Source organism: Citrobacter sp. LJND-P06 (assembly GCF_058188415.1).
Genome location: NZ_CP187317.1, coordinates 2434243 through 2460054 on the forward strand (window position 1 = coordinate 2434243; position 25812 = coordinate 2460054).

The window sequence follows — 25812 nt, forward strand, 5'->3', positions numbered from 1 at the left end:
CCGGATCCCTCGCCCGTCGCCTGACTAATTGTAGTATTTATAGCGTACTACAGCCGGAGAATTTCGCTGCCTGATTCTTTCAGGCAGCGATCACATCAGGCGAGTTTTATCATTATCATACCGGCCAACAGCAGTACTACACCGACCCAGCCTTTGTTATTCAGACGTTGACCAAAAAGCACCCACCCCGCCGCCAGCGTGGCAGCAATACCAAACCCGCCCCACAACGCGTACGCCACGGAAAGGTCAATACCTTCTACGGCCTGAGACAGCGCACTAAACGCGGCCAGGACGGCGGCGAGAGACAATATACCGTAAATTTTACGCCGAAAACCGTCAGAGAATTTCAGAAAGACGTTAGCGACAATTTCCAGCACAATGGCGGCTGCCAGCCAGGCGCCGTGTACCCATTCAAACTGTTGCATGGGTCACCCCTTTCACCGCTTTCGCCGTTTTCACCGTTTTGGCGGGCTTTCGCGTACCGGATTTGATCAGCACAATGCCGAGTACCAGGGTCGCCAGACCCGCGATTTTCATCGCTGACAACGCTTCATCAAATAACAGCACACTAAACAGCGTAATAAATAAAATACCGATCCCTTCCCACAAGGCATAGGCGACGCCAAGGGCTATTTTTTTAACGGCAAACGAGAGAAAAATATACGAGAGGGTGATCATTACCAGCATCAAAATAAAACCAGTGTTGCCATGGCTAACACTCGCCCATTTCATCGACAACGTTCCGGTAATTTCGGTCGCAATTGCCAGTGCTAATAAAATCCAGTAAAACATGATACTTCTCCTGCTTGAGAATATAGTCCTGCGGATCTGCTGCATGCAGCAAACCAAAATAAAATCAGATAGCTCAGCGCGTCGCGCCAGCTCAGGCAGAAGAATGGGACTAAAGCGCGTTGCGCCAGAGCTGCTCACCAGCAAGCAGGAAGGTAGAAGAAGTACGAAGGTGTGTCGATGTAGAAAAAAACGTCCTGAACATATTGTCCATAATATTACAATTATCCGCAGTGTTGCTTCTCGTCATCGCGGATGATAATTGTCCTCGGTAGTTAAACACGCCTGATTTGTACCACAGCTGTAGATTTAACTCAAAACCTTTTCACTTCTTTACCTCAATCCTTCGATTTTTGGTAGCGCAGTTCGACCCGAATCACATTATTATAAACACCAGGAAGCAGAATTCAGGAATTAGCATGGCAAAACCAATCATCACGTTTAATGGCCTAAAAATAGTGATTATGCTGGCAATGTTAGTCATCATTCTCGTGGGAATTCGTATTGCGGCGGATATCATTGTCCCCTTTATTTTAGCGTTATTTATTGCCGTTGTTTTAAACCCGGTAGTACAACGGATGGTCAAATTTCGCATCCCCCGTGTGCTGGCGGTGTCATTACTGGTTGTCATCATTGTGATGGCGATGGTGCTTCTGCTGGCGTATCTGGGAACCTCATTAAATGAGCTCGCACGAACGCTGCCGCAGTACCGTTCATCGCTGATTATCCCCCTGAAAAGCATTGAACCGTGGCTACAACGTGCAGGAATTGGCGTTTCTGTGGATGAACTGGCGAAATATATCAACCCTAACGCGGCCATGACGCTGGTCACTAACCTGCTGACCCAACTCTCTAACGCCATGTCGTCTATCTTTTTACTCCTGTTAACCGTCGTCTTTATGCTCCTGGAAGTGCCACAACTGCCCGGCAAGCTAAAACAGATGATGGCAAACCCTGCAGAGGGGATGGCCGCCATTCAGCGCGCGATCGACAGCGTTTCGCATTATCTGGTGCTGAAGACCGCCATCAGCATTGTCACGGGTCTGGTCGCATGGGGAATGTTGGCGGCTCTGGATGTGCGTTTTGCTTTCGTATGGGGACTGCTGGCATTTGCGCTGAACTATATCCCTAATATTGGCTCGGTTCTGGCAGCGATTCCACCTATCGCTCAGGTACTGGTGTTCAGCGGATTTTACGACGCACTTGTCGTGCTGGCGGGATATCTGGCGATTAACCTGGTGTTCGGTAACATCCTTGAACCCCGGATCATGGGACGTGGATTAGGCCTTTCGACGCTGGTGGTTTTTCTGTCATTGATTTTTTGGGGATGGCTGCTCGGCCCCGTGGGTATGCTGCTCTCGGTGCCGCTGACCATCGTCGTTAAAATTGCCCTTGAGCAAACAACGGGCGGTCAGAGCATTGCGGTTTTGCTCAGCGACCTCAACAAAGCCTGATATAAAAAACGGCCTCCGCAGAGGCCGTTCACTTCATTGCCGGATGGCAACTCTCTTTAAAGCGCTTTCAGAATGGCATCCACGCTGGCTTTGGCATCACCAAACAGCATGTGGGTGTTTTCTTTAAAGAACAGCGGGTTCTGCACGCCTGCGTAGCCGGTGTTCATAGAGCGCTTGAAGACGATAACGTTCTGCGCTTTCCACACTTCCAGCACGGGCATACCGGCGATCGGGCTACGCGGGTCGTCGAGCGCCGCCGGGTTAACGGTGTCGTTCGCGCCAATCACCAGCACGGTGTCGGTGTCGGTGAAATCGTCGTTGATTTCATCCATTTCCAGCACGATGTCGTACGGCACTTTGGCTTCTGCCAGCAGTACGTTCATGTGGCCTGGCAAACGCCCTGCCACCGGATGGATACCGAAACGCACTTTGATACCGCGCGCACGCAGCTTCTCGGTGATTTCCGCCACCGGATACTGTGCCTGCGCCACCGCCATGCCGTAGCCTGGGGTGATGATCACCGAATGGGAGTTTTTCAGCATGTCAGCGGTGTCTTCCGCATTGATTTCGCGGTGTTCACCCACTTCTTCATCCGAACCGGTTGAAGAACCATCAGTCCCGAAACCACCGGCGATCACACTGATAAACGAGCGGTTCATCGCCTTACACATAATGTAAGACAGAATTGCACCCGAAGAACCGACCAGCGCGCCGGTTACAATCAGCAGATCGTTACTCAGCATAAAGCCCGCTGCCGCCGCCGCCCATCCTGAGTAGGAGTTCAGCATGGAAACCACCACCGGCATGTCCGCGCCGCCGATCGACGCCACTAAGTGCCAACCGAATGCGAGGGCAATAATGGTCATCACCAACAACGCGAGAACCTGTAAGCCGACGCTTTCAGTACGCACGAAGAGCACCATCAGCAGGAAGGAGACAACCAGCGCCGCCAGGTTCATTTTGTGGCGGTTCGGTAACATCAGCGGTTTGGAAGAGATCTTCCCACGCAATTTGCCAAACGCGACAACAGAACCGGTGAAAGTGACTGCACCAATAAAGATACCGAGGAACACTTCCGTCAGGTGAATGTTCACCAGAATCGGCTCCAGACCGGCTTCGTGGTACAGGTAGCTGTTAAAGCCAACCAGCACGGCAGCCAGACCGACGAAGCTGTGCAGAATTGCCACCAGCTCCGGCATTTCGGTCATTTCAACTTTCTTCGCCAGACGAATACCAATCGCGCCGCCGATGATCATCGCCACCAGAATCCAGGCAACGTTGCCAGTATCCGGGCCAAAAATCGTGGCAATCAGCGCAATCGCCATCCCGGCGATACCAAAGTTATTACCCTGCTGGGAGGTTTCATGTTTTGAAAGCCCCGCCAGACTGAAAATAAACAGGATCGCGGCAACAATGTATGCAGCTGTAACTAATCCTCCAGACATGTGTTACCCCTTAGTTTTTCCGGAACATTTTCAGCATGCGCTGAGTCACGGTGAAGCCACCGAAAATATTAATACTGGCGATAAGCACCGCAATAAAGCTCAGGAAGCTCACCCAGCCGCCCTGGCCGATTTGCAACAATGCCCCCACCACAATGATCCCCGAGATGGCGTTAGTGACCGACATCAATGGGGTATGCAGCGCGTGCGAGACGTTCCAGACCACGTAGTATCCCACCACGCAGGAAAGCGCGAACACCGTAAAGTGACCGAGGAACTCTTTCGGCGCCACATCCGCCAGCCAGCCGAAGAGGATAATTGCCAGGGCCATAAAGGCGAATTTACGCCACGGCGAAGCCGGTTTTGCGGGTTCTTTCGGTGCAGGAGCCGCTTTTGCCGCCGCCTGCGGTTGGGCAGAAACCTGGATTGGTGGTGCCGGCCAGGTGATTTCGCCATCGCGAACAACCGTGACGCCACGAATCACCACATCGTCGAAATCAACGGTGACATTACCGTCTTTTTCTTTGCACAACAGCTTGAGCAGATTGACAAGGTTAGTGCCATACAACTGGGAAGACTGCGTCGGCAGGCGACCCGGCAGATCGGTATACCCAATCACTTTCACGCCATTTTCGGTGGTCGTTATCTGGTTTGGCACGGTGTATTCACAGTTGCCGCCGTTTTGCGCGGCCAGGTCGACAATCACACTCCCGGCTTTCATGGAGTCAACCATTTCGCGGGTGATCAGTTTCGGCGCGGGTTTACCCGGAATAAGCGCCGTGGTGACGATAATGTCGACCTCTTTGGCCTGCGCCGCAAAGAGCGCCATTTCCGCTTTGATAAACGCTTCAGACATGACTTTGGCGTAGCCATCGCCGCTGCCTGCATCCTCTTTAAAATCCAGCTCGAGGAATTCAGCGCCCATACTCTGAACCTGCTCTTTGACCTCCGGACGGGTATCGAATGCGCGAACGATCGCCCCAAGGCTGTTTGCCGCGCCAATCGCCGCAAGACCCGCGACGCCTGCGCCAATCACCATCACTTTTGCCGGAGGAACCTTACCTGCCGCGGTTATCTGTCCGGTAAAGAAGCGGCCAAATTCATGCGCGGCCTCAACGATAGCGCGATAACCGGCAATGTTCGCCATTGAACTCAGGGCATCGAGAGACTGCGCACGCGAGATACGCGGCACGGAATCCATCGCCATGACGGTGACATTACGCTCGGCAAGTTTTTGCATTAATTCCGGGTTCTGCGCAGGCCAGATAAAACTGACAAGCGTCGTCCCGGCATTCAGCAACGGAATTTCTTCATCTTCTGGCGCGTTGACCTTCAGGATTATCTCTGACTGCCAAACCGCATTTCCATCCACAATTTCAGCGCCTGCTTGCACAAACGCCTTGTCGTCAAAACTTGCCAGTTGACCAGCGCCGCTTTCAATCGCGACGGTAAAACCCAGTTTCAGCAGTTGCTCAACCGTTTTCGGCGTCGCGGCGATACGGGTTTCATTGGTAAACCGCTCTTTTGGTATGCCAATTCGCATAATATTCCCTTCCATCGTTTTTTTTGATGATGGTTTGTCAGTGATCGCAAGATGCATACGCACACTTGCGGAAGAGGTAAGCGTTACCTCTGCAAAATAAAACAGTAACAAACTCTTTATAACCTACTGAAAATAGCGCCTGTGATCTAGCGCCAAAAAACAGTATTTATTGTTAAATTCGCAAAAGATGAACGATTCAGCTTGCAGACAGGGAGAATAACCTTGAAATAGCGCTCAAAGGCCGATAATCCGCTCAAGCGGAGCGGCAAAACATGATTTAGCGCCACCCACAAACATACATTTAACATTAAATTAACTTATGCAATTCATCGACTTCATTAGATTTAGCGCTTAAAAGCCTGTTTTTTAGACATATCATGGGATGTGACCGGCTTTGTAATGTCACGTGACACGTTGAGTGAAAAATGACGCAGACATTGGCAGGAATTAAATGCAATAATCAGCCACGTTTCTAGTCAATAACAATACCAGTACCTGGTTTGCGCAAGGCGAAGGATTATTTTTATGAAGCTTAAGAACACTCTCCTGGCGTCCGCACTTCTTTCTGCGACTGCTTTTTCAGTAAATGCAGCGACAGAACTGACGCCGGAGCAAGCGGCAGCACTGAAACCTTACGACCGTATCGTGGTCACCGGTCGTTTTAATGCCATTAGCGATGCGGTGAATGCTGCATCCCGCCGTGCAGATAAAGAAGGTGCAGCCTCTTTTTATGTTGTTGATACATCTGACTATGGCAGTGGCGGTAACTGGCGTGTCGTGGCCGACCTCTATAAAACTGATGCTGAAAAAGCAGAAGCCTCCAAAAATCGCGTGATTAACGGCATTGTCGAATTACCAAAAGATCAGGCTGTTGCACTGGAACCGTACGACACTGTAACAGTGCAAGGTTTCTTCCGTAACCAACCGGAAGTCAATGACGCGATCACCAAAGCGGCAAAACAGAAAGACGCTTACGCCTTCTTTATCGTTCGCCAGATTGACGCCAACCAGGGCGGTAATCAGCGTATCACCGCGTTCCTCTACAAAGAGGATGCGAAAAAACGTGTGATTCAGAGCACTGACGTGATTCCGGCTGATTCTGAAGCGGGACGCGCAGCACTGGCCGAGGGCGGTGAGGCAGCGAAGAAAGTTGAAATCCCAGGCGTTGCAGCAACCGCTGCGCCGAGCGCCGATGTGGGTCGCTTCTTCGAAACGCAATCAACCAAAGGTGGACGTTACACTGTCACGCTTCCAGACGGAACGAAAGTCGAAGAGCTGAACAAAGCGACGGCCGCCATGATGGTGCCTTACGACAGCATCAAGTTCACCGGTAACTACGGCAACATGACGGAAGTCTCGTATCAGGTTGCTAAACGTGCCGCGAAAAAAGGTGCCAAGTACTACCACATCACTCGCCAGTGGCAAGAGCGTGGTAACAACATGACCATCAGCGCCGATTTGTATAAATAAGGTGCATCAGTAGCAAAATAAGGCGGCTTTTTGCCGCCTTTAGTATTTTTAATCATAAATCTTCCCATGATTATTGCATGCGCTCTCTTCTCTCCGTAAAATCCCGCGCCTTGAGTTGCTTTCACTATTTTTATGCATTTTTGCAAAATAATTATTCTCCCACTCTCGTTTTTACAACTGGATAGCGATGGAAAAGAAACTGGGTCTGAGCGCGCTCACCGCGCTGGTACTAAGCTCAATGCTTGGCGCAGGTGTTTTCAGTCTGCCGCAAAACATGGCGGCAGTTGCCAGTCCGGCGGCATTGTTGATTGGTTGGGGTATCACCGGCGCAGGCATTTTACTGCTGGCCTTTGCCATGCTTATCCTGACGCGTATTCGACCCGACCTTGATGGCGGGATCTTCACCTACGCCCGTGAAGGCTTTGGCGAGCTGATTGGTTTCTGCTCCGCGTGGGGGTACTGGCTATGCGCGGTTATCGCCAACGTCTCCTATCTGGTGATTGTCTTTTCGGCCCTCAGCTTCTTTACCGATACGCCTGAGCTGCGCCTTTTTGGCGACGGCAATACCTGGCAGTCTATTATCGGCGCATCCGTGCTGCTGTGGGTGGTTCACTTTCTCGTGCTGCGCGGCGTGCAAACGGCGGCAAGCATTAATCTGGTCGCCACACTGGCAAAACTCCTGCCGCTCGGACTGTTTGTGATCCTGGCGTTCATGTTGTTTAAGCTCGACACCTTCCGTCTCGATTTTACCGGGCTGGCATTGGGCGTTCCGGTCTGGGAGCAGGTGAAAAACACCATGCTGATAACGCTGTGGGTGTTTATTGGCGTGGAAGGCGCGGTCGTCGTTTCCGCGCGCGCCAGAAACAAACGCGACGTTGGGCGCGCCACGCTGCTGGCCGTCATCTCCGCGTTGGGCGTTTATCTGCTGGTAACTCTGCTCTCTCTCGGCGTGGTTGCCCGCCCGGAACTGGCGGAGATTCGTAACCCGTCCATGGCCGGTCTGATGGTCAAAATGATGGGGCCATGGGGCGAAATTATTATCGCTGCGGGGCTGATTGTCTCGGTGTGCGGTGCCTACCTGAGCTGGACGATTATGGCGGCGGAAGTGCCTTTCCTGGCCTCAACGCACAAAGCATTCCCGCGTATTTTTGCGCGCCAGAACGCTCAGGGCGCACCGTCAGCGTCTCTGTGGTTAACCAATATCTCAGTTCAGGTTTGTCTGGTTCTGATTTGGCTCACCGGTTCCGATTACAACACGCTGCTGACCATTGCTTCAGAGATGATTTTGGTGCCTTACTTTTTGGTCGGCGCCTTCTTGTTGAAGATTGCCACCCGTCCTCTTCACCAGGCCGTGGGTGTCGGTGCCTGTATTTATGGTTTATGGTTGTTGTACGCGTCCGGCCCCATGCATCTGTTGCTGTCGGTAGTGCTATATGCACCAGGGCTGCTGGTTTTCCTCTACGCCCGCAAAACACATACGCATGATAATGTGTTAAACCGTCAGGAAATCGTCCTGATTGGCCTGCTGTTAATGGCTGCGGTTCCAGCGACGTGGATGTTGGTGGGGTAAGAATCGCCCCATCGTTTGATACCAAAAGGAGATTACGATGGGTAAGCATCCGTCCTTGCCAATTCTTATCACCGGTGGAGGCCGTCGTATCGGCCTCGCCCTCGCGTGGCACTTTCTGAATCAACAACAGCCCGTCATTGTGAGTTACAGGACGCGCTATCCAGCCATTGAGCATTTGCAAAAGGCCGGCGCGGTATGCATTCAGGCCGATTTTTCAACCGATGAACGTGTGCTGTCTTTTGCTGAAGAGGTTAAAGCACAGACTGACGGATTGCGTGCGATTCTGCATAATGCCAGCGCCTGGAAGCCAGAAACGCCCGATACGCCGCTCTGTGATGTGTTGTCAGCGATGATGCAGATCCACGTCAATACCCCCTACCTGCTCAACCACGCGTTAGAAAGCCTGTTAGTCGGTCGCGGACATGCCGCCAGCGACATTATTCACTTCACCGATTACGTTGTGGAGCGCGGCAGCGACAAGCACATTGCCTACGCGGCCAGTAAAGCGGCGCTGGACAACATGACCCGCTCATTTGCCCGAAAACTGGCCCCGGACGTCAAGGTTAACGCCATTGCCCCTTCACTCATTTTATTCAACGAAGGCGATGATGCGGCGTACCGCGAGCGGGCGCTGGATAAATCGCTGATGAAAACAGCGCCAGGTGAAAAAGAGGTCATCGACGTCGTGGATTACCTGCTCACCAGCAACTTTGTCACGGGACGTAGTTTTGCCGTTGATGGTGGACGCCACCTACGTTAATGCAGCTTGACCCAACAAACGATCAGCAACCAGGCGCTTCCCCCCCAGCACACGACCGAGCCACCAAGGGCGACAGGTAGGCGCATAAAACCGGTGAAGTACCACAATGAAACCAGATACACAAAATAGGGAATGATCGACCACATACTAAACACGATGGTCGTACGTAACGCCTCTACCCCGCGCTCACTGGCCACAATATAGTGTGCTATAAGCGCAAACGTAGGAAACAGAGGGATTAACCCGGCGATATAATAATTTTTTGTTTTTGCCAGCACACCGATCAACACTACCACCAGCGCACCCAGCGCGGCTTTTAAAACAAGTCCCATGCCTCTGCCTTAACACATCGATAACATCAGCCTCTAGCATAACGGAAGCGATCTCGTTTAGAAAAGATTAATAGCAGCGAAAACAGCGGCGGTGTATGTTGTCGTTTTATATTCATAATGAATGATATGAACACCATCGTATTTGTCGAAGATGAACCCGAAGTCGGCTCGCTGATTGCCGCCTATCTGGCCCGGCATGATATTGAGGTCGTGGTTGAGCCTCGGGGCGACCGGGCTGAAGAGGTTATTCTGCGAACGCAACCCGATCTGGTGTTGTTGGACATCATGCTACCGGGCAAAGACGGCATGACCATCTGCCGCGACCTGCGCGAGCGCTGGCATGGCCCCATCGTTTTGCTCACCTCGCTGGATAGCGATATGAATCATATCCTGGCGCTGGAAATGGGCGCCTGCGACTACATTCTGAAAACCACGCCGCCTGCCGTGCTGCTGGCTCGCCTGCGTTTACATCTACGTCAGAGCGAACAGTCAGCCCATACGAAAGGCATCCAGGACGCCATCGTCGCGCCGCATAAAACGCTACGTTTTGGCACCCTCGCCATCGACCCTATTAACCGTACGGTGGTGTTATCCGGCGAGCAGGTTTCACTTTCCACAGCAGATTTTGAGCTTCTGTGGGAGCTGGCAACGCATGCAGGGAAAATAATGGATCGCGATGCGTTGTTGAAAAACCTGCGGGGCGTCAGTTATGACGGTCTGGATCGCAGTGTGGACGTGGCAATTTCCCGTCTGCGGAAAAAATTGCAGGATAGCGCCACTGAGCCCTACCGAATTAAAACGGTTCGCAACAAAGGCTATTTGTTTGCTCCCCATGCCTGGGAAGATGCGCAGCACGATTGAACGTGACAACGTCACATTTGGCACCAAAGAAGGTTTTCTGGTTGTGACGTTAACCTCGCACGGCTATCATCCGTTTGTCGGGATCTCTCTAAACGGTAATGGCTCGAATGACAGGAATACTTAGATTTTAAGTGCAGCAAGGATTGCGGCTTCCATTTTCTCTGGGGTGGTGAACGGTGCAAAACGCGTGATCGGTTTGCCGTCGCGTCCGATCAGGAACTTAGTGAAGTTCCACTTGATTCGCCCCCCCAGCACACCGGGTAATTCTGCTTTCAGGTAACAAAACACCGGGTGCGTAGCGGCGCCGTTGACCTCCACTTTCTCGAACATCGGGAAGCTCACACCGTAGTTAATGTAACAGGTCTGAGCGATTTCGTCGGCGCCGCCGGGTTCCTGCTTACCGAACTGGTTGCAAGGGAAACCGAGCACCACCAGTCCCTGGGCGGCGTACTTCTTGTAGAGCGCTTCAAGGCCCGCGTATTGTGGCGTGAAGCCACAATGACTGGCGGTGTTAACCACCAGAACCAGTTTACCCGCGTAGTCGGCCATAGAGATGAGCTGGCCACGCAGGCTGGTGGCAGTCAGTTGATGAAAAGTGGTCATGTCGGAATCCTCAGAGCAGAACCCGTTCGACGAAGATATTGCCCGTTGTTCCCGGGGCACTCGGCGTGGGTCGTGGTGATTTAATCGTCGCTTATTAGAATATAACGCTTTCTTTATCATGGCCTTCCATGCCTGCCATTTAACACTATTCTTCCCGTAAATCCCGTCTTCTTGCACGCATGAGTGTTCTGGTTCCGTGGGCTGGGCCGCACAAAGACCGGACGTAGCCTTGCGGTGATGAATCCACCAGATAATTATGCATGCTGGAAATAAGTCAGCCTGAGTCAAGTCTGTCGTTTAGAACTTGACCCTGGAGGTTAGCCACAGGGTCTCACGATCACTAAGTAAGCTCGTCAGGCCAGCATACGAGGAGATCGTCCCGCTCGGTGTCGTCACGAATGGGCCGAAGAAATCGGTGTATTTCAATTCAATCTGATACCTGGACTGCACCATCGCGCTAAGACCAATAGAATAATTGCCCGTGTGCGCATTGCCCCCTAGTGGGACGGCAGATTCGCCTTTGAGGCCGACGGCATATGTCAATGGCATTGCCAGGTCAATCCCAGGGTACACCTGATCCCAGGTTGGCATAAAGTTCAGGTTCAAACTAAAGAAATCACGAGTAGACTTATCGATGCCGGTATACGCAGGATTACCACGATATTGCGCATATCCCTCGGTCACCGATAGTAAGCGATCCCAAGCCAGTTCGGCCACTACCGTAGCGCTATCGAAGAAAGGCGTTTTTCCGATTCCATTCACCCCGTTCAACACGGTATGAAAGGTGTTGCCAATCGCCCCACCGGTTTGACCATCCTGTGGCATCGCGCCGATGAAACCAGGCGTGCCTGCTTTAGCTGGCGACACCGTGAGGACTTGCTGGCTATTCAGAGGCATGTTTCGGCGGTAGCTCAAATCCAGACCGATTTTCACTCCGGCAATGTCTTTGGACAGGCTAAAGCCGTAGATGTCGATATCGCTCGCATAGGTAATGGCGTATTGATTGGTTTTCTGGTTGAACACTACCGTATCCGGCAACTGATCTGCGGTGCGGCGAAAGAACAGCCCCATCGTACCTCCGAACCAATCAGGGCTCCACTTCACATTCAAACCAAAGTCTCCGACCTTATTTGGTGTCACATCATCGCCATGCGTAGCGAGCTTACCGTTGGGCAGATATACTGTTTCACCGCCGTCTAACGCAAGGTCATACATGCCCATGTACGAACCGGACTCAGGAAAGCGTACGTGCTGCCAGTCAAGGAAATATTCTGCGCCGAACGACCAGGTGGAGGAGACCACGTAATCAGCAGTCACCTGGTTACGTGGGAGAAATATTTCAGTACGCTCGCTAAGTGGTGAACCAAACATCATTCCGAGATCAATCGGAAACTGGCCGTAGTTGATTCCATGCAGCGGAGCAAACAAGCTATTCCCCCATGACTGCAGGCTTTTACCCACACTGAGGTTGAGTTTTTGCTGGCCGAACTCGAAAGTACGATAGACGTAAGCTTCCAGCAACTGGCCAGATGGGCCTTCCGAAAAGCGTTTAGTGTACGGGCTGAGAGCGCCGGCAGTCGGCTTACCGTCCACCAAAGTGTTCGGTGTATTATTATTACTCTCTGGATTGCTGTAGGCCGGGTCGTACCAGGCCGAACCACTGACGCGAAACCCCATCTTCGTTTGGTAATCCAGCTGGAGTTCGCTTAATAGATTAAGGCGCTCGGTAACCATAGCACCCTTGCCGAAGTTTAGATCTCCATCGTTGCTGTTGGGGCTGTGCGTGATAGCCTGATCTTGCCCGCCTATTCGCTTACCCAAATTGAGCCTTACGGTGTTGTTCCAGTGGGCGTTCAGATCCGGGTTGTCGAAATTGAAGTCGAATGCCAGTGCAGACACCGAGAACAGAGCCGTCGCCACGGCGATGGTCAATTCAGGCAGATGCTTCCTGAAGTGCAAAGTGTCGTTTTTCTCTTGCATGGTTTTTCTCCTGCCTGAATGTAGCTAATCGCATTTGAAATCCCGCAAAATCGCATTCACCCTGTCCGGATTGCATTCCATTGCTCTGGAGTCACAATAACTGCATGCCCATCACAAGCATCCTGTCTCGCACCTCTGCAATTTTGGCGATTGGTAATTGACATTCTCCCCGGCCTAAAAAAGCCCGCCCCAGCGAAACCTCACTCTGATTCCCACCCCCGTATACTCCCGTCGACAGGCAGCCAGCGACATGCCGTACTGGTTAATGAACCAGCAGCATTGTTGCAAATTTAACAATGAGGAAGACCTATGTGTTATTGAAAGCCTTATATTTCAAAGACTCTGATTACCAGACATCTCGCATTGGGGTCATGCCGATCGCCTTCTTGTTCTTGTGGCTGCGTCGCACCGGGGGTTCTGTCACGAAATGACAGCTGCCGAACCTCATCAGAGCGAGTTTGGTTTGTTCGATGACGATAGATTTTATCGGAAGATTCAGTAAAGCGCGTACGCACTTTTATATGTCATCCAGAGGCGTTGGATGCCACCGAGAGGCTCTAGCCCGCGTGGTGCGCGGGATCTGGCTGCGGAACCGCATGTCGGATGACGTTTGCACTGTCATCAGTTGGAAAATTCTTGACGTTCAATGTGTAGTGGTAAGTATGCCTGAAACCCGCGCCATCCACTTTTAGAGATCTTCCGGCATACTGATTATGTCCCCTGAGGAGATCGCTTTGCGTAAGATCCGATTCACTGAATCACCTGATCATTGCCGTTCTGAAGTCCTTCGAGGCCGGACGGACCGCTAAGGATGTCTGCCGTGAAACCAGTATCTCTAAAGCCAGCGGTTAAAACTGGAAAGCTAAGTATGGCGATACAACTCTGACACTACCTTCCAGAGCTTTCCCCTGTTCGCTCACAGCACGAAGCGGAAGAACTGACTGAGCTGAAGGTCTGCTATGAGCGAGGAGCGGAAGTTCACTTAAGAGATTGAACACCGCCATGGTAACAGTACCGTCGTAAAAACGATTTACCTTCCTGTGAAGTGGCTTTTGTGTAGCAAGTTGCCTATTTTTTGGTTACCTAGTATAACTGATTGAAAATGCGTATTTGTTGAGGAGAATGCTTTGGGGGGATTACCGAGACCACGACCATCCATATTGGACGGTCTTAGGGTGGCTGGCATCGATGGTGGGCGAAAAGTTTACAAAGATACTACTGAACCAGTTTACTACACATGGGATTCCCTTCATGGAGAAATTGAAGTTTTCGATAAAAATGGAAGACATTTGGGGGTCGCGGACCCAGCTACGGGAATTATAATTAAACCTGCTGTTCGCGGACGCAGAATATCTAAACAAAACTAGGAGCTGCAGATGAATTTCATTGATTTGTGTATAAAAGGCGAAGTGTTCGATTTTGAGATCGACGATTACGTTGAAATGTGGCATGACGGAAAAGCTGGACAAGATCAGGAATTAAACGAATTTCTGGGTATGAATATGAATGAATACTCGCTTTGGGCCACTAAACCGTCAATACTGCCTTTTATCATAAAAGCTCATAAAAATAATAGTACTTTAGATGCGGGGCAAAACTTCGAACAACTAGCAATGGCAGCTAGAGCAAAAAATTCGTTGGAAGCTAAAAAAATTGAAAACTGGTTAAAAAAGATTGGTAAAGCATGATTAAACCTGAAGAAAAATTAGCGGCGCGTCTAATAAAAAGACACAAATTAAAACCGCCTTTTGATCTTTTAGCTTTAGTCTCTTTATATGCTGATGTTGAAGAGACCCATTTCCCTATTGCTGGGGATGGGATTACTATTGGTTTAGGAGGTAGTGCCACTCCATCAATCCTTATTAATTCAGAACAGGTAAAAACCAGGAAGAAATTCACATTAGCTCATGAACTCGGCCACGTAATCATCCCATGGCACACAGGCACTATTTTGTCTGATGAAAGTGACTTAACTCAAGGTGAATTTGAATACAGAGAAATGGAAGGTGAAGCCAACAGATTCGCAGCTGAATTACTAATGCCTACGGATTGGGTCGTGTGTGAATGTGAAAATGCAGTAACCGCTGAATCATTCATTAACAAAATTATTAATGACAGCGGTGTATCTCGGGATGCTGCATTAATAAAGATTTTTAACGTCATCAAGAAGCCAATTATATGCGTCGAAACAGATTGCTTTGATAACATAATTAAAATATACAAACCCAAAAATTGTGTAAGCCCATCGTTTGACTTCTTAAAGGAGCATCTAAGCCAGGATTCAATAAATGAAAATATAAACATCCCATTTCAATACGAAAATTTCAATCTATTAGATAGATTCATGCACACTTACTCATTTGATAATGTAGGGTTTGTATGTTCTGACAAAAGGGAATGGAGAGACATCCTAGACGATATAATAAGTCTTGTTGATACTGATAACCCGCAAAAGTTGAAACTTAGCGTTAATGCAACTCTTGCGTCAAAATATCAAAGTCACAAGTCATCATTTGGTGTGCAAGAGTTATGCTCAAATATACTGATGGGTTTTTCTGGCGTTAAAAAATTTGAAGGCATACATAACAACCCGAACTTTAAAATTTACATTTACAAAAGGGTTATTGAGTTATTAGAAAAAGACAAGAATAAAAAAAATGGATGTTGATGTTTTTAAACACACATCTAAAGAATTTGTTAAGACAATAGATCTGCATGGCGGTAAATAACACAGGCCTAAATTTTTTGTTTTTATATATCATAACTTATGTGGATTGGTCATTAGACAATGATGAATAGTGTGCCAATGTCACTAATCTGAATCTATTTTGCATTCGATCAAAAGTAATTTTTCTAACACAGTCCTGATGGGTGATTTAAAAAATGCTATAGACCGATATACATTTCCAATGTCCGCTCCTGGCACTTAGCAGACAGGCTCGTGGCATGACATCGGTTATGAGCGAGGAGCGGGCATAGAGAATTTGGAAGAAGTGAAACCCAGAATCTGCATTTTGGTTTTATGCCGCGAGCACTGCGGAGTAAGCTAATTGCACATTATTCTGCGATCTCCATTAATTCGATCTGGAATGTTGCCGTTCGTAGGACAAACCTACGTCACCGTCTGTATCAAACACGTCACACATACGCCTGCTGGATGCTCTCTGCTGGCGCCAATCCTGCATTTATCGCGAGCCAAATGGGCCATGAGAATGCAGAAATGGTTTATACAGTGTACTCTGCCTGGATAAGCGCGCTTGACGGCGATCAGATTGCATTTCTGAACCAGCGTATAAGTGGATATCGTCATGCCCCCCACATGCCCCCAGGGGTCAAGGCGAACTAGCTAACGTATTGAACTTCCGGTAAATTATCATGAAAAAGCTGTTTGTGCAGTTTTATCTGTTACTGTTTGTCTGCTTTCTGGTCATGACCTTGCTGGTGGGTTTGGTTTATAAATTCACGGCCGAGCGCGCGGGCAAGCAATCTCTCGACGATTTGATGAAAAGTTCGCTGTACCTTATGCGTAGCGAACTGCGCGAAATTCCTCCCAGCGATTGGGGAAAAACCCTTAAAGAGATGGACCTCAATCTCTCGTTCGATCTGCGTGTCGAACCGCTGGCTAAATTCAAGCTGGATGGCGTCACAACTCAGCGACTGCGGGAAGGCGATATCGTCGCGCTTGACGATCAATACACGTTTATTCAGCGTATCCCGCGCAGCCACTACGTGCTGGCCGTGGGGCCGGTGCCGTATCTCTATTTTCTGCATCAAATGCGTTTGCTGGACATGGCGTTGATGGCCTTTATCGCTATCTCCCTCGCCTTTCCGGTTTTTATCTGGATGCGGCCACACTGGCAGGAGATGTTAAGGCTGGAATCCGCAGCGCAACGCTTCGGCGAGGGGCATCTCACCGAGCGGCTCCATTTTGACACGGGCTCCAGTTTCGAACGGCTGGGGATCGCCTTTAACCAAATGGCGGACAACATCAACGCCCTTATTGCCAGCAAGAAACAGCTTATCGATGGCATTGCCCACGAGCTTCGCACTCCGCTTGTGCGTCTGCGCTATCGCCTGGAGATGAGCGACAACCTGAGCGAACAAGAGTCGCTGGCGCTTAATCGCGATATTGGTCAACTGGAGGCGTTGATTGAGGAATTACTGACCTACGCTCGCCTCGATCGGCCGCAAAATGAATTAAAGCTCACCGTCCCCGATCTCCCCGCCTGGCTGACTGCCCATCTTGACGATGTGCAAAGCGTCAATCCTGAACGTGAAGTCCATCTGAGCCACCTGGTATCAGGCGATTACGGCGCGCTGGATATGCGACTGATGGAGCGCGTACTGGATAACCTGCTCAACAATGCCTTGCGCTATTGCCATTCCACCGTGCATATCAGCCTGTTGTTAGCGGGCAATCACGCCACCCTGCTCGTTGAGGATGATGGGCCGGGTATCGCCCCCGATGCGCGTGAACGCATCTTTGAGCCGTTCGTACGCCTGGACCCCAGCCGGGATCGCGCTACCGGCGGTTGTGGACTCGGATTAGCTATCGTGCACTCTATTGCGCTGGCGATGGGCGGCAGTGTGAACTGTGCGGAAAGCACGTTGGGCGGCGCACAGTTTAGTTTCAACTGGCCGGTCTGGCACGATATCGTCGATTTCCCCTCTGTCAGGCCTTAATCGCACGGTGGTCAGGCGTGGAATGATGTGATATATAAAAAGTATGTTGTAACTAAAATGGTGAACATATGGCCCGTTACGATCTCGTTGAACGCCTGAATGGAACCTTTCGCCAGATTGAGCAAGAACTGGCAGCCCTGACGGAAAATCTTGAGCAGCATACCCTGCTGATGGCGCGCGTCTTTTCTCTGCCAGAAGTGACAAAAGAGGCCGAACATTCACCACTGGAAACCATCGACGTTAAACAGCATCTGGGGAAAGAAGCCGAAGCGCTGGCATTGCGCCATTACCGTCACCTGTTTATCCAGCAACAGTCTGAAAACCGCAGCAGCAAAGCCGCCGTACGTCTGCCGGGGGTGCTCTGTTATCAGGTTAACCATGCCACGCAGGCGATGTTCGAAAACCAGATACAACGCATCAACCAGTTAAAAACCACCTTTGAACATCTTGTGACGGTCGAATCCGCCCTTGCGCCAAATGCACGTTTCGAGTGGGTGCACCGGCATTTGCCTGGGCTTATTACGCTGAATGCTTACCGCACACTGACGGTTATTCGGGATCCGGCCACCCTGCGGTTTGGCTGGGCAAACAAACATATCATCAAGAATTTGCGCCGTGATGATGTGCTGGCGCAACTGGAAAAGAGTCTGAGTTCGCCGCGTAGCGTTTATCCGTGGACCCGCGAAGAGTGGCAGACCAAACTGGAGCGCGAATATCAGGATATCGCCGCCCTGGGGCAACACGCCAGACTGAAGATTAAACGACCGGTGAAAGTACAGCCTATCGCCAGAGTCTGGTATAAAGGGCAGCAAAAGCAGGTTCAGCATGCCTGTCCGACACCGCTTATCGCGTTGATTAATACGGATAACGGTGCTGGCGTACCGGATATTGGTGAATTGTTAAACTACGATGCTGAAAATATTCAGCACCGTTTTAAACCACAGGCACAGCCGTTACGATTGATAATCCCACGGCTGCACCTGTATGTGGCGGATTAATGGCCCGGTTTCATACTGCCGACCATCAATTCCGGGCGAACCCAACTGTCGAACTCCGCTTCCGTCAGATAGCCTAACGCCAGGGCTGATGCTTTCAACGTCAGCCCTTCTTTATGCGCTTTTTTGGCGATTTCTGCGGCTTTGTCATAGCCGATATGCGTATTGAGCGCCGTCACCAGCATCAGCGATTCGTTGAGTAACTGGTTGATACGCCCACGATTCGGCTCGATCCCCACGGCACAATGCGCGTTAAAACTCTCCATACCGTCTGCCAGCAAGCGAACAGATTGCAGAAAGTTATGAATCACCATCGGACGATAGACGTTAAGCTCAAAATTGCCCGATGCCCCGCCCATATTCACCGCCACATCATTGCCCATCACCTGGCAACACAGCATGGTCAGCGCTTCGCACTGGGTCGGGTTCACTTTTCCAGGCATTATCGAACTTCCCGGTTCATTTTCTGGGATCTCAATCTCGCCAATCCCACAGCGTGGGCCTGACGCCAGCCAGCGTACATCGTTGGCAATTTTCATCAACGACGCCGCCAGCCCCTTTAACGCACCGTGCGCATGAACCAGTGCATCACAGGTCGCCAGCGCTTCAAATTTGTTCGGCGCAGTGACAAACGGCGCACCGGTACTGACCGCCAGTTCATCCGCCACGCGGCGGGCATACTCTGGATGGGTATTCAGCCCGGTTCCCACGGCCGTTCCGCCCAGCGCCAGTTCCGCAACGTGCGGCAAGCTATTTTCAATGTGGTTGAGATTGTGTTCCAGCATCGCCACCCATCCCGAGATCTCCTGTCCGAGCGTCAGCGGTGTTGCATCTTGCAGGTGTGTACGACCAATTTTGACAATATCCGCAAAAGCGTGGGATTTTTCAGTGAGCGTTTTGGTCAACACCTTCAACTGTGGGATCAGTTGATTACGCAGCGCCAGCAACGCAGCGACATGCATCGCCGTCGGGAAAACGTCGTTCGAACTCTGACTTTTATTGACGTCATCATTCGGATGCACTTTACGTTCCATGCCGCGAACGCCGCCCAGCAGCTCGCTGGCGCGGTTTGCCAGCACCTCGTTCATGTTCATATTGCTCTGGGTTCCCGACCCGGTCTGCCAGATAGCCAGCGGGAACTCATCAGCATGTTTGTCAGCCAGCACTTCATCTGCCGCCTGCCTGATAGCAGAGGCTTTTTCTGCCGACAGTAATCCTAAATCTTCGTTGACCTTTGCCGCTGCGCGTTTGGTCAGCGCCAGCGCGTGGATCAGTGAGACGGGCATTTTCTCCGTAGAAATACGAAAATGCTCCAGCGAACGCTGGGTTTGCGCGCCCCAGAGCTTGTCTGCCGGGACATCAATCGCGCCCATCGAATCTTTCTCGCGGCGTACCGTTACCATGACCTGCTCCTTATACAATCATTTGATTAGGTTATGTTTCGACATGGCCCACTTGCTTGCAATCTTATAAGTATCAACGAAATCGGCACCACCATTTGGTGGTTTGTGCGGTAAAAAAAACCGCCCCGAAGGGCGGCTGACGTTACTTAACGCAGCGTGCGCACTGCGACGTTTGAATCTGTTGGAAGAAATCGTTGCCTTTATCATCGACAAGAATAAAAGCCGGGAAATCTTCGACTTCGATTTTCCAGATAGCTTCCATCCCCAGTTCAGGATATTCCACACACTCCAGGCTCTTAATACTGCCCTGAGCCAGTACCGCCGCCGGGCCGCCAATACTGCCAAGATAGAAACCACCGTGTTTATGACAGGCATCGGTGACCTGTTGGCTGCGGTTGCCTTTCGCCAGCATGATCATACTGCCACCAGCCGACTGGAGCTGATCCACATAGGAATCCATACGTCCTGCGGTGGTTGGGCCAAGCGAACCCGAGGCATACCCTTCCGGCGTTTTCGCCGGGCCGGCGTAGTAGATAGGATGGTCTTTCACGTACTGCGGCAAACCTTCACCGTTATCGAGTCGCTCTTTCAGCTTCGCGTGAGCAATATCGCGCCCCACAATAATGGTGCCGTTCAACGATAAACGCGTCGATACCGGATACTGAGACAGTTGCTCAAGGATAGCCTTCATCGGGCGATTAAGGTCGATCCGGACCGCCTCACCTTCACCGGCCTGACGTAACGCTTCCGGGATGTATTTCCCCGGGTTATGTTCGAGTTTTTCTACCCAGATACCTTTACGGTTGATCTTCGCCTTGATGTTGCGATCCGCAGAGCAGGAAACGCCCATCCCCACCGGACATGATGCACCGTGACGCGGTAAACGAATTACCCGGATGTCATGTGCGAAATATTTCCCGCCAAACTGCGCGCCCAGCCCAAGATTTTGCGCTTCGATTAGCAGCTCTTTTTCCAGTTCGACATCACGAAACGCCTGGCCGTGCTCGTTACCTTCGGTTGGCAGCTCGTCATAATATTTTGCCGACGCCAGTTTGACGGTTTTCAGCGTCGCTTCCGCCGAGGTGCCGCCAATCACAAAGGCGATGTGGTACGGAGGGCAAGCCGCCGTCCCCAGCGTGCGCATCTTATCGACCAGGTAATTTTTCAATTTTCCAGGTGATAACAGGGCTTTGGTTTCCTGATACAGATAGGTTTTGTTCGCCGACCCGCCGCCTTTGGCGATACAGAGGAATTTATACTCGTCGCCATCGACGCTGTAGAGATCAATCTGTGCAGGCAGGTTGGTGCCGGTATTGACCTCTTTGTACATATCCAGCGCGGCGTTTTGCGAATAGCGCAGGTTATCTTCGATGTAGGTGTTATAGACACCGCGGGCAAGCGCGGCTTCATCGCCGCCACCCGTCCAGACACGTTGGCCTTTTTTACCGACGATAATCGCCGTGCCGGTATCCTGGCAGGTGGGCAAAACACCTTTCGCCGCGATGTCGGAGTTACGCAAGAATTGCAGCGCAACATACTTGTCGTTTTCGCTGGCATCCGGGTCATGCAGAATATCAGCCACCTGTTGCTGGTGCGCGGGACGCAACATAAAAGAGGCATCATGGAATGCCTGTCGGGCGACGAGGGTTAAGGCTTGTGGATCTACCTTAAGCACTTCCTGCCCGGCAAACTCGGCAACGGAAACATGCTCACTGGTCAGTAGATAATATTCGGTGTCATCCTTTTGGAGGGGAAAAGGATCCTGATAATGGAAGGGTTTGTTTGACATTGTACTCTCACTTACAGCTCGGTCTGTTTAGATTCTGGGCAGATTTTCCAAAGCCCTGCTAAAAAACAATTCACCTATCCTACACATTTTTTTAACAAAAACTGAGACAAGGACGACTTTTTACGTGCGGAGGTTACTTCCACAGGGTTTCTTGCTTTAATACACCCATTAATCTCCACATTTAGACAAGGCTTGATAATGCAAAAACTCATCAACTCAGTGCAAAACTATGCCTGGGGAAGTAAAACTGCGTTAACAGAACTCTATGGGCTCGCCAATCCGTCTCAGCAGCCGATGGCTGAACTCTGGATGGGGGCGCACCCGAAAAGCAGCTCTAACGTTCAGGATGCTAACGGTCAGACCGTCTCATTACGCGACGTTATCGACAGCAACAAATCTGCACTGCTTGGCGATGCGGTCGCCAACCGCTTTGGTGAGCTGCCGTTCCTGTTTAAAGTGCTGTGCGCCGCTCAGCCGCTCTCCATTCAGGTACACCCGAACAAACACAATTCGGAACTCGGATTTGCGAAAGAGAATGCTGCGGGTATCCCGATGGATGCCGCAGAGCGCAACTATAAAGATCCGAACCACAAACCTGAGCTGGTTTTCGCCCTGACGCCATTTTTGGCGATGAATGCGTTTCGTGAGTTTTCCGAAATTGTCTCCCTGCTACAGCCTGTTTCCGGCGCACACCCGGCCATTGCGCACTTCCTGCAAGCGCCTGACGCGGAACGCCTGAGCCAACTCTTTGCCAGCCTGCTCAATATGAAGGGTGAAGAAAAATCCCGCGCGCTGGCGGTGTTAAAAGCCGCACTGAACAGCCAGCAAGGCGAGCCGTGGCAGACTATCCGTGTTATCTCTGAGTTTTACCCGGATGACAGCGGCCTTTTTTCACCGCTGCTGCTGAATGTGGTCAAACTGAACCCTGGCGAAGCCATGTTCCTGTTTGCCGAAACTCCGCATGCGTACCTGCAGGGCGTGGCGCTGGAAGTTATGGCGAATTCCGACAACGTGCTGCGTGCCGGATTAACACCAAAATACATTGATATCCCGGAACTTGTCGCCAACGTTCAGTTTGTGGCAAAGCCCGCGTCGCAACTGCTGACCACCCCGGTCAAAAACGGTGCGGAACTGGACTTCCCTATTCCGGTGGATGATTTTGCGTTTTCCCTGCATGACTTGTCTGCGCAGGAAACGGCAATCGCCCAGCAAAGCGCGGCGATTCTGTTCTGCGTTGAGGGTGAAGCGCTACTGAGCAAAGGCGAACAGCGGCTGGTGCTTAAACCAGGGGAATCGGCCTTTATCGGCGCACAAGAATCTCCGGTTTTTGCCAGCGGCGTGGGCCGTTTAGCCAGGGTTTATAACAAGCTTTAGCAACATACTGAATTTTTTAACAACTCTTGCTAAGCTAGTAAGTGGCTTTTAACTTATCCAGGCGGATTCTCCCGCCTGGTTTCATTTTATGGATAATCAATATGAAAAAATCGCTGGTAGCTGCGGGAGTCATCGTTGCACTTGGCATCGTCTGGACGGGTGGCGCCTGGTACACAGGGAAGAAACTGGAAACGCATCTTTCCGGGATGATTTCTGAGGCGAATACCCAACTTAAACTGAATTCACCTGAAGCAAACATCGAACTCAGTTATCAGAACTACCAGCGCGGCGTATTTAGCAGCCAGTTGCAGTTGGTGGTAAAACCCATCGCGGGCAAAGAGAGTCCATGGATGAAACCAGACCAAAGTCTGGTGGTGAATGAAGCGGTCGATCACGGCCCCTTCCCGTTCGCCCAGTTGAAGACGCTGAATCTTGTCCCTTCAATGGCCTCAGTAAAAACCACTCTGGTGAACAACGCGTTTAGTAAACCGTTGTTTGATTTCGCCAAAGGTGAGTCACCGTTCGAAATTAACTCCCGCATCGCCTACAGCGGCGACACGCGCTCCAATATCGCTATCATGCCGTTGAACTATGAAAATGAAGGCGAGAAAGTGGCATTCAGCGGAGGGGAATTCCAGCTCGATGCAGACCAGGATGGGAGCATCATTTCTCTGACGGGTGAAGCGAAAAGCGGACTGGTTGATGCCGTCAATGAATACAACCAGAAAGTACAAATCACCTTTAATAACCTGAAAACCGACGGCGCCAGCAGCGTCGCCAGTTTTGGCGGGCGCATTGGCAACCAGCAGTTGTCGGTCGAAAAACTGGCAATCTCCGTCGAAGGTAAAGAGATGTCGGTGCTGGAAGGCATGAACATCAGCGGGAAATCCGAACTGACGCCGGATGGTAAAACCATCAACAGCCAACTGGATTACGCGCTTAAGAGTCTTAAAGTTCAGGGGCAGGATTTGGGAAGCGGTCAACTGACGTTGAAAGCAGGCCAGATTAATGCTGAAGCCTGGCACCAGTTTAGTAAGCAGTATAACGCGCAAACACAAGCGCTGTTGGCACAGCCAGACGTGGCGCAAGATCCTGAGCTTTATCAGCAAAAAGTGACTGAAGCGTTTTTCACCGCCCTGCCGCTGCTGTTGAAAGGCGAACCGGTGATAACCGTCGCACCATTGAGCTGGAAAAACGCCAAAGGTGAAACTGCGCTGAATTTATCTCTTTTCCTGAAAGATCCGACAACCACCACCGCTGAGCCGCAAAGCCTGGCGCAGGAGCTGGACCGTTCGGTCAAATCCCTTGAGGGTAAACTGACGATCCCGGTGGATATGGCCGTTGAGTTCATGACGCAGGTCGCAAAGCTTGAAGGCTATCAGCAGGAAGAAGCGGCCAGTATGGCAAATCAACAGGTAAAAGGTCTCGCCGCGATGGGACAAATGTTCCGTATCACGACGATGCAGGATAATACCATTGCCACCAGCCTGCAGTACGCCAACGGTCAGGTGACGCTTAACGGGCAAAAAATGCCGTTAGATGAGTTTGTGGGGATGTTCGGCGTGCCAACGCTGCCTGTTCCACAAGCGCCTGCTACACCGCAGCCGTAATGTTTCAAACGCAGTGTGCCCGATGACATGATGTTCATCGGGCAATTCCTTCAGCGACGGGGTCAGCCGTTGCGCCAGGACGCTTACTTCTGCGTGATAAGTCGGGCCGAAATGGTCTGACTACGCGACACGCTCTCTTCGTGACCGATCTTCTGCAAAATACGCTCCGCCAGGGTATACCCTATCTCGCGAGCCGGGGTACTGGCCCAGACAATGGGCAAATCGTCCAGCGCATGTTCCGCAACATCGGCAAACGCCGCCAACGAAATTTGCTGATCAAAATAGCGATCCACGCCGCTTTCGCCACTTTGACGACCTGCCCGCATCAACCCAAACCACGCGCCCATCGCGATAGTTTCGTTGTAGCAGACCACCGCGCTGATGGTCGGGTTGTGACGCAGCAAGGCGGCGATCGCTTCGGCTGCCTGCTTCTGGCTGGAAACACATTCCAGCACCCAGTCGCTGTGAAACGGCAAACCGAATTTTAAGAGGGTTGCGCAATAGCCGCCAACGCGCTCAGCCCGGGTCAGCGATGAACTTTGCCCCCCGAGCCATGCAATGCGCTGATGCCCATGACGAATGAGATGTTCGGTCAGCAACTGCGCCGCCTGCATGTTATCGGGGCGAACCGTATCCACTTCATCAAGGTAACTGGCGCGTGAAGCAAACACCACCGGGATCCCTTTCTCCTCGGCGCGTTGTCGCAAGGTATCGCTGCTGCCCGCCGCGCCGGCAATCACCACGCCATCGACGCCCTGATTGAGTAACATAGAAAAACGCTGCGTTAGCTGTTCGCCGTCCTGCCCGCCGTGAAGAAGAAAAACCATCCGCCCCTGCGACTCCAGCGCTTCCGTCAACCCGGCGGTCAGTTCTGCATAAAAAGAGGCCGACAGGTCACGCACAATCAAGCCAATGACGCCACTCTGCCCGCCACGCAGCGCCGAAGCCTGACGGTTGCGAACAAACCCGAGCTGTTCAATTGCCGCATTCACCCGTTCGCCGGTGGCCGACGAAATGCGGCCTTTGCCGCTAAGAACCAGGGAAACGGTACTGACTGAGACGCCTGCTGCCAGCGCAACATCATGGATAGTAATTTTTTTGGCTATGGCCATGAAAACTGAAAACTCCCCCGAAAACGTGATCTACCCGTGCCT

At 51.3% G+C, this 25812-nt stretch carries 25 protein-coding genes and 1 pseudogene; 15 read left to right on the forward strand and 11 right to left on the reverse strand.

The features are described 5' to 3' along the window. Positions 1-95 precede the first annotated feature (95 nt). The 3 genes from mdtI to ACO7SM_RS11635 all read right to left on the reverse strand — a co-directional run bounded on the left by mdtI (position 96) and on the right by ACO7SM_RS11635 (position 1072). A complete protein-coding gene (gene mdtI, locus ACO7SM_RS11625; RefSeq protein WP_490467675.1) occupies positions 96-425 on the reverse strand; it encodes a multidrug/spermidine efflux SMR transporter subunit MdtI in 330 nt (109 codons plus the stop codon). Continuing rightward, on the reverse strand, positions 412-795 hold the full coding sequence (gene mdtJ, locus ACO7SM_RS11630; RefSeq protein WP_490470936.1) for a multidrug/spermidine efflux SMR transporter subunit MdtJ: 384 nt from the start codon (positions 793-795) through the stop codon (positions 412-414). Before mdtJ ends, mdtI begins: the two co-directional genes overlap by 14 nt. A 106-nt stretch (positions 796-901) precedes the next feature. Beyond that, complete coding sequence (locus ACO7SM_RS11635; protein ID WP_442870747.1) at positions 902-1072, reverse strand: protein YdgV; 171 nt, start codon at positions 1070-1072, stop codon at positions 902-904. 136 nt (positions 1073-1208) lie between these two features. Between ACO7SM_RS11635 and ACO7SM_RS11640 the strand changes: the two genes are divergently transcribed. Then, a complete protein-coding gene (locus ACO7SM_RS11640; protein ID WP_490467676.1) occupies positions 1209-2243 on the forward strand; it encodes an AI-2E family transporter in 1035 nt (344 codons plus the stop codon). Between the two features lie 56 nt (positions 2244-2299). Here ACO7SM_RS11640 and pntB read toward each other — a convergent pair whose 3' ends face one another. Next, positions 2300-3688 carry a Re/Si-specific NAD(P)(+) transhydrogenase subunit beta gene (gene pntB, locus ACO7SM_RS11645; protein WP_490467677.1) on the reverse strand — a complete coding sequence of 463 codons (1389 nt, stop codon included), beginning with the start codon at positions 3686-3688 and terminating at the stop codon, positions 2300-2302. 10 nt (positions 3689-3698) lie between these two features. Further along, positions 3699-5228: a Re/Si-specific NAD(P)(+) transhydrogenase subunit alpha gene (pntA, locus tag ACO7SM_RS11650; protein WP_490467678.1), complete on the reverse strand. Its 1530-nt coding sequence runs from the start codon at positions 5226-5228 to the stop codon at positions 3699-3701. 525 nt (positions 5229-5753) lie between these two features. Here pntA and ydgH point away from each other — a divergent pair. From ydgH to folM, 3 genes are all read left to right on the forward strand, one after another. Next, the gene (gene ydgH / locus ACO7SM_RS11655; protein ID WP_490467679.1) at positions 5754-6698 is read left to right on the forward strand and encodes a DUF1471 family protein YdgH; all 945 of its coding nucleotides are present in this window, start codon (positions 5754-5756) and stop codon (positions 6696-6698) included. 187 nt (positions 6699-6885) lie between these two features. Then, entirely contained in the window at positions 6886-8268 is a 1383-nt protein-coding gene (locus ACO7SM_RS11660; RefSeq protein WP_490467680.1) for an amino acid permease, read from the forward strand. Between the two features lie 37 nt (positions 8269-8305). Further along, positions 8306-9028 carry a dihydromonapterin reductase gene (gene folM / locus ACO7SM_RS11665; RefSeq protein WP_490467681.1) on the forward strand — a complete coding sequence of 241 codons (723 nt, stop codon included), beginning with the start codon at positions 8306-8308 and terminating at the stop codon, positions 9026-9028. Here the strand turns inward: folM and ACO7SM_RS11670 are convergent. Next, positions 9025-9360 carry a GlpM family protein gene (locus ACO7SM_RS11670; protein ID WP_490467682.1) on the reverse strand — a complete coding sequence of 112 codons (336 nt, stop codon included), beginning with the start codon at positions 9358-9360 and terminating at the stop codon, positions 9025-9027. The two genes, folM and ACO7SM_RS11670, sit on opposite strands and share 4 nt — an antisense overlap. A 126-nt stretch (positions 9361-9486) precedes the next feature. On the opposite strand from ACO7SM_RS11670, the gene rstA reads away from it, so the two are divergent. Beyond that, the gene (rstA, locus tag ACO7SM_RS11675; protein WP_490467683.1) at positions 9487-10221 is read left to right on the forward strand and encodes a two-component system response regulator RstA; all 735 of its coding nucleotides are present in this window, start codon (positions 9487-9489) and stop codon (positions 10219-10221) included. Next, positions 10205-10345: a hypothetical protein gene (locus ACO7SM_RS11680; RefSeq protein WP_490467684.1), complete on the forward strand. Its 141-nt coding sequence runs from the start codon at positions 10205-10207 to the stop codon at positions 10343-10345. The genes rstA and ACO7SM_RS11680 overlap by 17 nt, the downstream gene beginning before the upstream one ends. Here ACO7SM_RS11680 and ACO7SM_RS11685 read toward each other — a convergent pair. Together ACO7SM_RS11685 and ACO7SM_RS11690 are read right to left on the reverse strand one after the other, a co-directional pair. Beyond that, complete coding sequence (locus ACO7SM_RS11685; protein ID WP_490467685.1) at positions 10342-10824, reverse strand: glutathione peroxidase; 483 nt, start codon at positions 10822-10824, stop codon at positions 10342-10344. The two genes, ACO7SM_RS11680 and ACO7SM_RS11685, sit on opposite strands and share 4 nt — an antisense overlap. A 297-nt stretch (positions 10825-11121) precedes the next feature. After that, positions 11122-12804 (reverse strand): DUF1302 domain-containing protein, encoded by a 1683-nt coding sequence (locus ACO7SM_RS11690; RefSeq protein ID WP_490467686.1) that lies wholly within the window; start codon positions 12802-12804, stop codon positions 11122-11124. A gap of 734 nt (positions 12805-13538) precedes the next feature. On the opposite strand from ACO7SM_RS11690, the pseudogene ACO7SM_RS11695 reads away from it, so the two are divergent. From ACO7SM_RS11695 to tus, 7 genes and pseudogenes are all read left to right on the forward strand, one after another. Then, positions 13539-13653, forward strand: a pseudogene (locus ACO7SM_RS11695) (transposase); the annotation flags it as partial. A 326-nt stretch (positions 13654-13979) separates the two neighbouring features. Next, on the forward strand, positions 13980-14171 hold the full coding sequence (locus ACO7SM_RS11700; RefSeq protein ID WP_490467687.1) for a colicin E3/pyocin S6 family cytotoxin: 192 nt from the start codon (positions 13980-13982) through the stop codon (positions 14169-14171). 9 nt (positions 14172-14180) lie between these two features. Next, on the forward strand, positions 14181-14492 hold the full coding sequence (locus ACO7SM_RS11705) for a hypothetical protein (protein ID WP_191928062.1): 312 nt from the start codon (positions 14181-14183) through the stop codon (positions 14490-14492). Further along, positions 14489-15472, forward strand: a complete 984-nt coding sequence (locus ACO7SM_RS11710) for an ImmA/IrrE family metallo-endopeptidase (RefSeq protein ID WP_490467688.1) — start codon at positions 14489-14491, stop codon at positions 15470-15472. Before ACO7SM_RS11705 ends, ACO7SM_RS11710 begins: the two co-directional genes overlap by 4 nt. 354 nt (positions 15473-15826) lie before the next feature. Then, positions 15827-16150, forward strand: a complete 324-nt coding sequence (locus tag ACO7SM_RS11715) for a tyrosine-type recombinase/integrase (protein WP_490467689.1) — start codon at positions 15827-15829, stop codon at positions 16148-16150. A gap of 29 nt (positions 16151-16179) precedes the next feature. Then, the gene (gene rstB / locus ACO7SM_RS11720) at positions 16180-17487 is read left to right on the forward strand and encodes a two-component system sensor histidine kinase RstB (RefSeq protein ID WP_490467690.1); all 1308 of its coding nucleotides are present in this window, start codon (positions 16180-16182) and stop codon (positions 17485-17487) included. Between the two features lie 68 nt (positions 17488-17555). Further along, entirely contained in the window at positions 17556-18485 is a 930-nt protein-coding gene (tus, locus tag ACO7SM_RS11725) for a DNA replication terminus site-binding protein (protein WP_490467691.1), read from the forward strand. Here tus and fumC read toward each other — a convergent pair. Continuing rightward, positions 18482-19885, reverse strand: coding sequence for a class II fumarate hydratase (gene fumC / locus ACO7SM_RS11730; protein ID WP_490467692.1), 1404 nt, complete (start codon positions 19883-19885; stop codon positions 18482-18484). The two genes, tus and fumC, sit on opposite strands and share 4 nt — an antisense overlap. Before the next feature lie 142 nt (positions 19886-20027). Then, a complete protein-coding gene (gene fumB / locus ACO7SM_RS11735) occupies positions 20028-21674 on the reverse strand; it encodes a class I fumarate hydratase (protein WP_490467693.1) in 1647 nt (548 codons plus the stop codon). Positions 21675-21872: 198 nt separating this feature from the next. Here fumB and manA point away from each other — a divergent pair, with 198 nt between their 5' ends. Then, positions 21873-23048, forward strand: coding sequence for a mannose-6-phosphate isomerase (gene manA, locus ACO7SM_RS11740; protein ID WP_490467694.1), 1176 nt, complete (start codon positions 21873-21875; stop codon positions 23046-23048). A gap of 101 nt (positions 23049-23149) precedes the next feature. After that, positions 23150-24658, forward strand: coding sequence for a YdgA family protein (locus tag ACO7SM_RS11745; protein WP_490467695.1), 1509 nt, complete (start codon positions 23150-23152; stop codon positions 24656-24658). An 83-nt stretch (positions 24659-24741) separates the two neighbouring features. Here ACO7SM_RS11745 and ACO7SM_RS11750 read toward each other — a convergent pair whose 3' ends face one another. Continuing rightward, on the reverse strand, positions 24742-25770 hold the full coding sequence (locus ACO7SM_RS11750; protein WP_490467696.1) for a Mal regulon transcriptional regulator MalI: 1029 nt from the start codon (positions 25768-25770) through the stop codon (positions 24742-24744). Positions 25771-25812 lie beyond the last annotated feature (42 nt).

Excerpts from the sequence above, each read along its gene's own strand:
- ACO7SM_RS11690 (WP_490467686.1), bottom strand. The coding sequence starts at position 12,804 with ATGCAAGAGAAAAACGACACTTTGCACTTCAGGAAGCATCTGCCTGAA.
- mdtI (WP_490467675.1), bottom strand. The coding sequence starts at position 425 with ATGCAACAGTTTGAATGGGTACACGGCGCCTGGCTGGCAGCCGCCATT.
- ydgH (WP_490467679.1), top strand. The coding sequence starts at position 5,754 with ATGAAGCTTAAGAACACTCTCCTGGCGTCCGCACTTCTTTCTGCGACT.
- ACO7SM_RS11670 (WP_490467682.1), bottom strand. The coding sequence starts at position 9,360 with ATGGGACTTGTTTTAAAAGCCGCGCTGGGTGCGCTGGTGGTAGTGTTG.
- tus (WP_490467691.1), top strand. The coding sequence starts at position 17,556 with ATGGCCCGTTACGATCTCGTTGAACGCCTGAATGGAACCTTTCGCCAG.
- pntA (WP_490467678.1), bottom strand. The coding sequence starts at position 5,228 with ATGCGAATTGGCATACCAAAAGAGCGGTTTACCAATGAAACCCGTATC.
- ACO7SM_RS11750 (WP_490467696.1), bottom strand. The coding sequence starts at position 25,770 with ATGGCCATAGCCAAAAAAATTACTATCCATGATGTTGCGCTGGCAGCA.
- ACO7SM_RS11660 (WP_490467680.1), top strand. The coding sequence starts at position 6,886 with ATGGAAAAGAAACTGGGTCTGAGCGCGCTCACCGCGCTGGTACTAAGC.
- folM (WP_490467681.1), top strand. The coding sequence starts at position 8,306 with ATGGGTAAGCATCCGTCCTTGCCAATTCTTATCACCGGTGGAGGCCGT.
- manA (WP_490467694.1), top strand. The coding sequence starts at position 21,873 with ATGCAAAAACTCATCAACTCAGTGCAAAACTATGCCTGGGGAAGTAAA.
- ACO7SM_RS11705 (WP_191928062.1), top strand. The coding sequence starts at position 14,181 with ATGAATTTCATTGATTTGTGTATAAAAGGCGAAGTGTTCGATTTTGAG.
- ACO7SM_RS11680 (WP_490467684.1), top strand. The coding sequence starts at position 10,205 with ATGCGCAGCACGATTGAACGTGACAACGTCACATTTGGCACCAAAGAA.
- ACO7SM_RS11640 (WP_490467676.1), top strand. The coding sequence starts at position 1,209 with ATGGCAAAACCAATCATCACGTTTAATGGCCTAAAAATAGTGATTATG.
- rstA (WP_490467683.1), top strand. The coding sequence starts at position 9,487 with ATGAACACCATCGTATTTGTCGAAGATGAACCCGAAGTCGGCTCGCTG.
- fumC (WP_490467692.1), bottom strand. The coding sequence starts at position 19,885 with ATGGTAACGGTACGCCGCGAGAAAGATTCGATGGGCGCGATTGATGTC.
- rstB (WP_490467690.1), top strand. The coding sequence starts at position 16,180 with ATGAAAAAGCTGTTTGTGCAGTTTTATCTGTTACTGTTTGTCTGCTTT.
- fumB (WP_490467693.1), bottom strand. The coding sequence starts at position 21,674 with ATGTCAAACAAACCCTTCCATTATCAGGATCCTTTTCCCCTCCAAAAG.
- ACO7SM_RS11710 (WP_490467688.1), top strand. The coding sequence starts at position 14,489 with ATGATTAAACCTGAAGAAAAATTAGCGGCGCGTCTAATAAAAAGACAC.
- ACO7SM_RS11685 (WP_490467685.1), bottom strand. The coding sequence starts at position 10,824 with ATGACCACTTTTCATCAACTGACTGCCACCAGCCTGCGTGGCCAGCTC.
- ACO7SM_RS11715 (WP_490467689.1), top strand. The coding sequence starts at position 15,827 with ATGCCGCGAGCACTGCGGAGTAAGCTAATTGCACATTATTCTGCGATC.
- ACO7SM_RS11745 (WP_490467695.1), top strand. The coding sequence starts at position 23,150 with ATGAAAAAATCGCTGGTAGCTGCGGGAGTCATCGTTGCACTTGGCATC.
- pntB (WP_490467677.1), bottom strand. The coding sequence starts at position 3,688 with ATGTCTGGAGGATTAGTTACAGCTGCATACATTGTTGCCGCGATCCTG.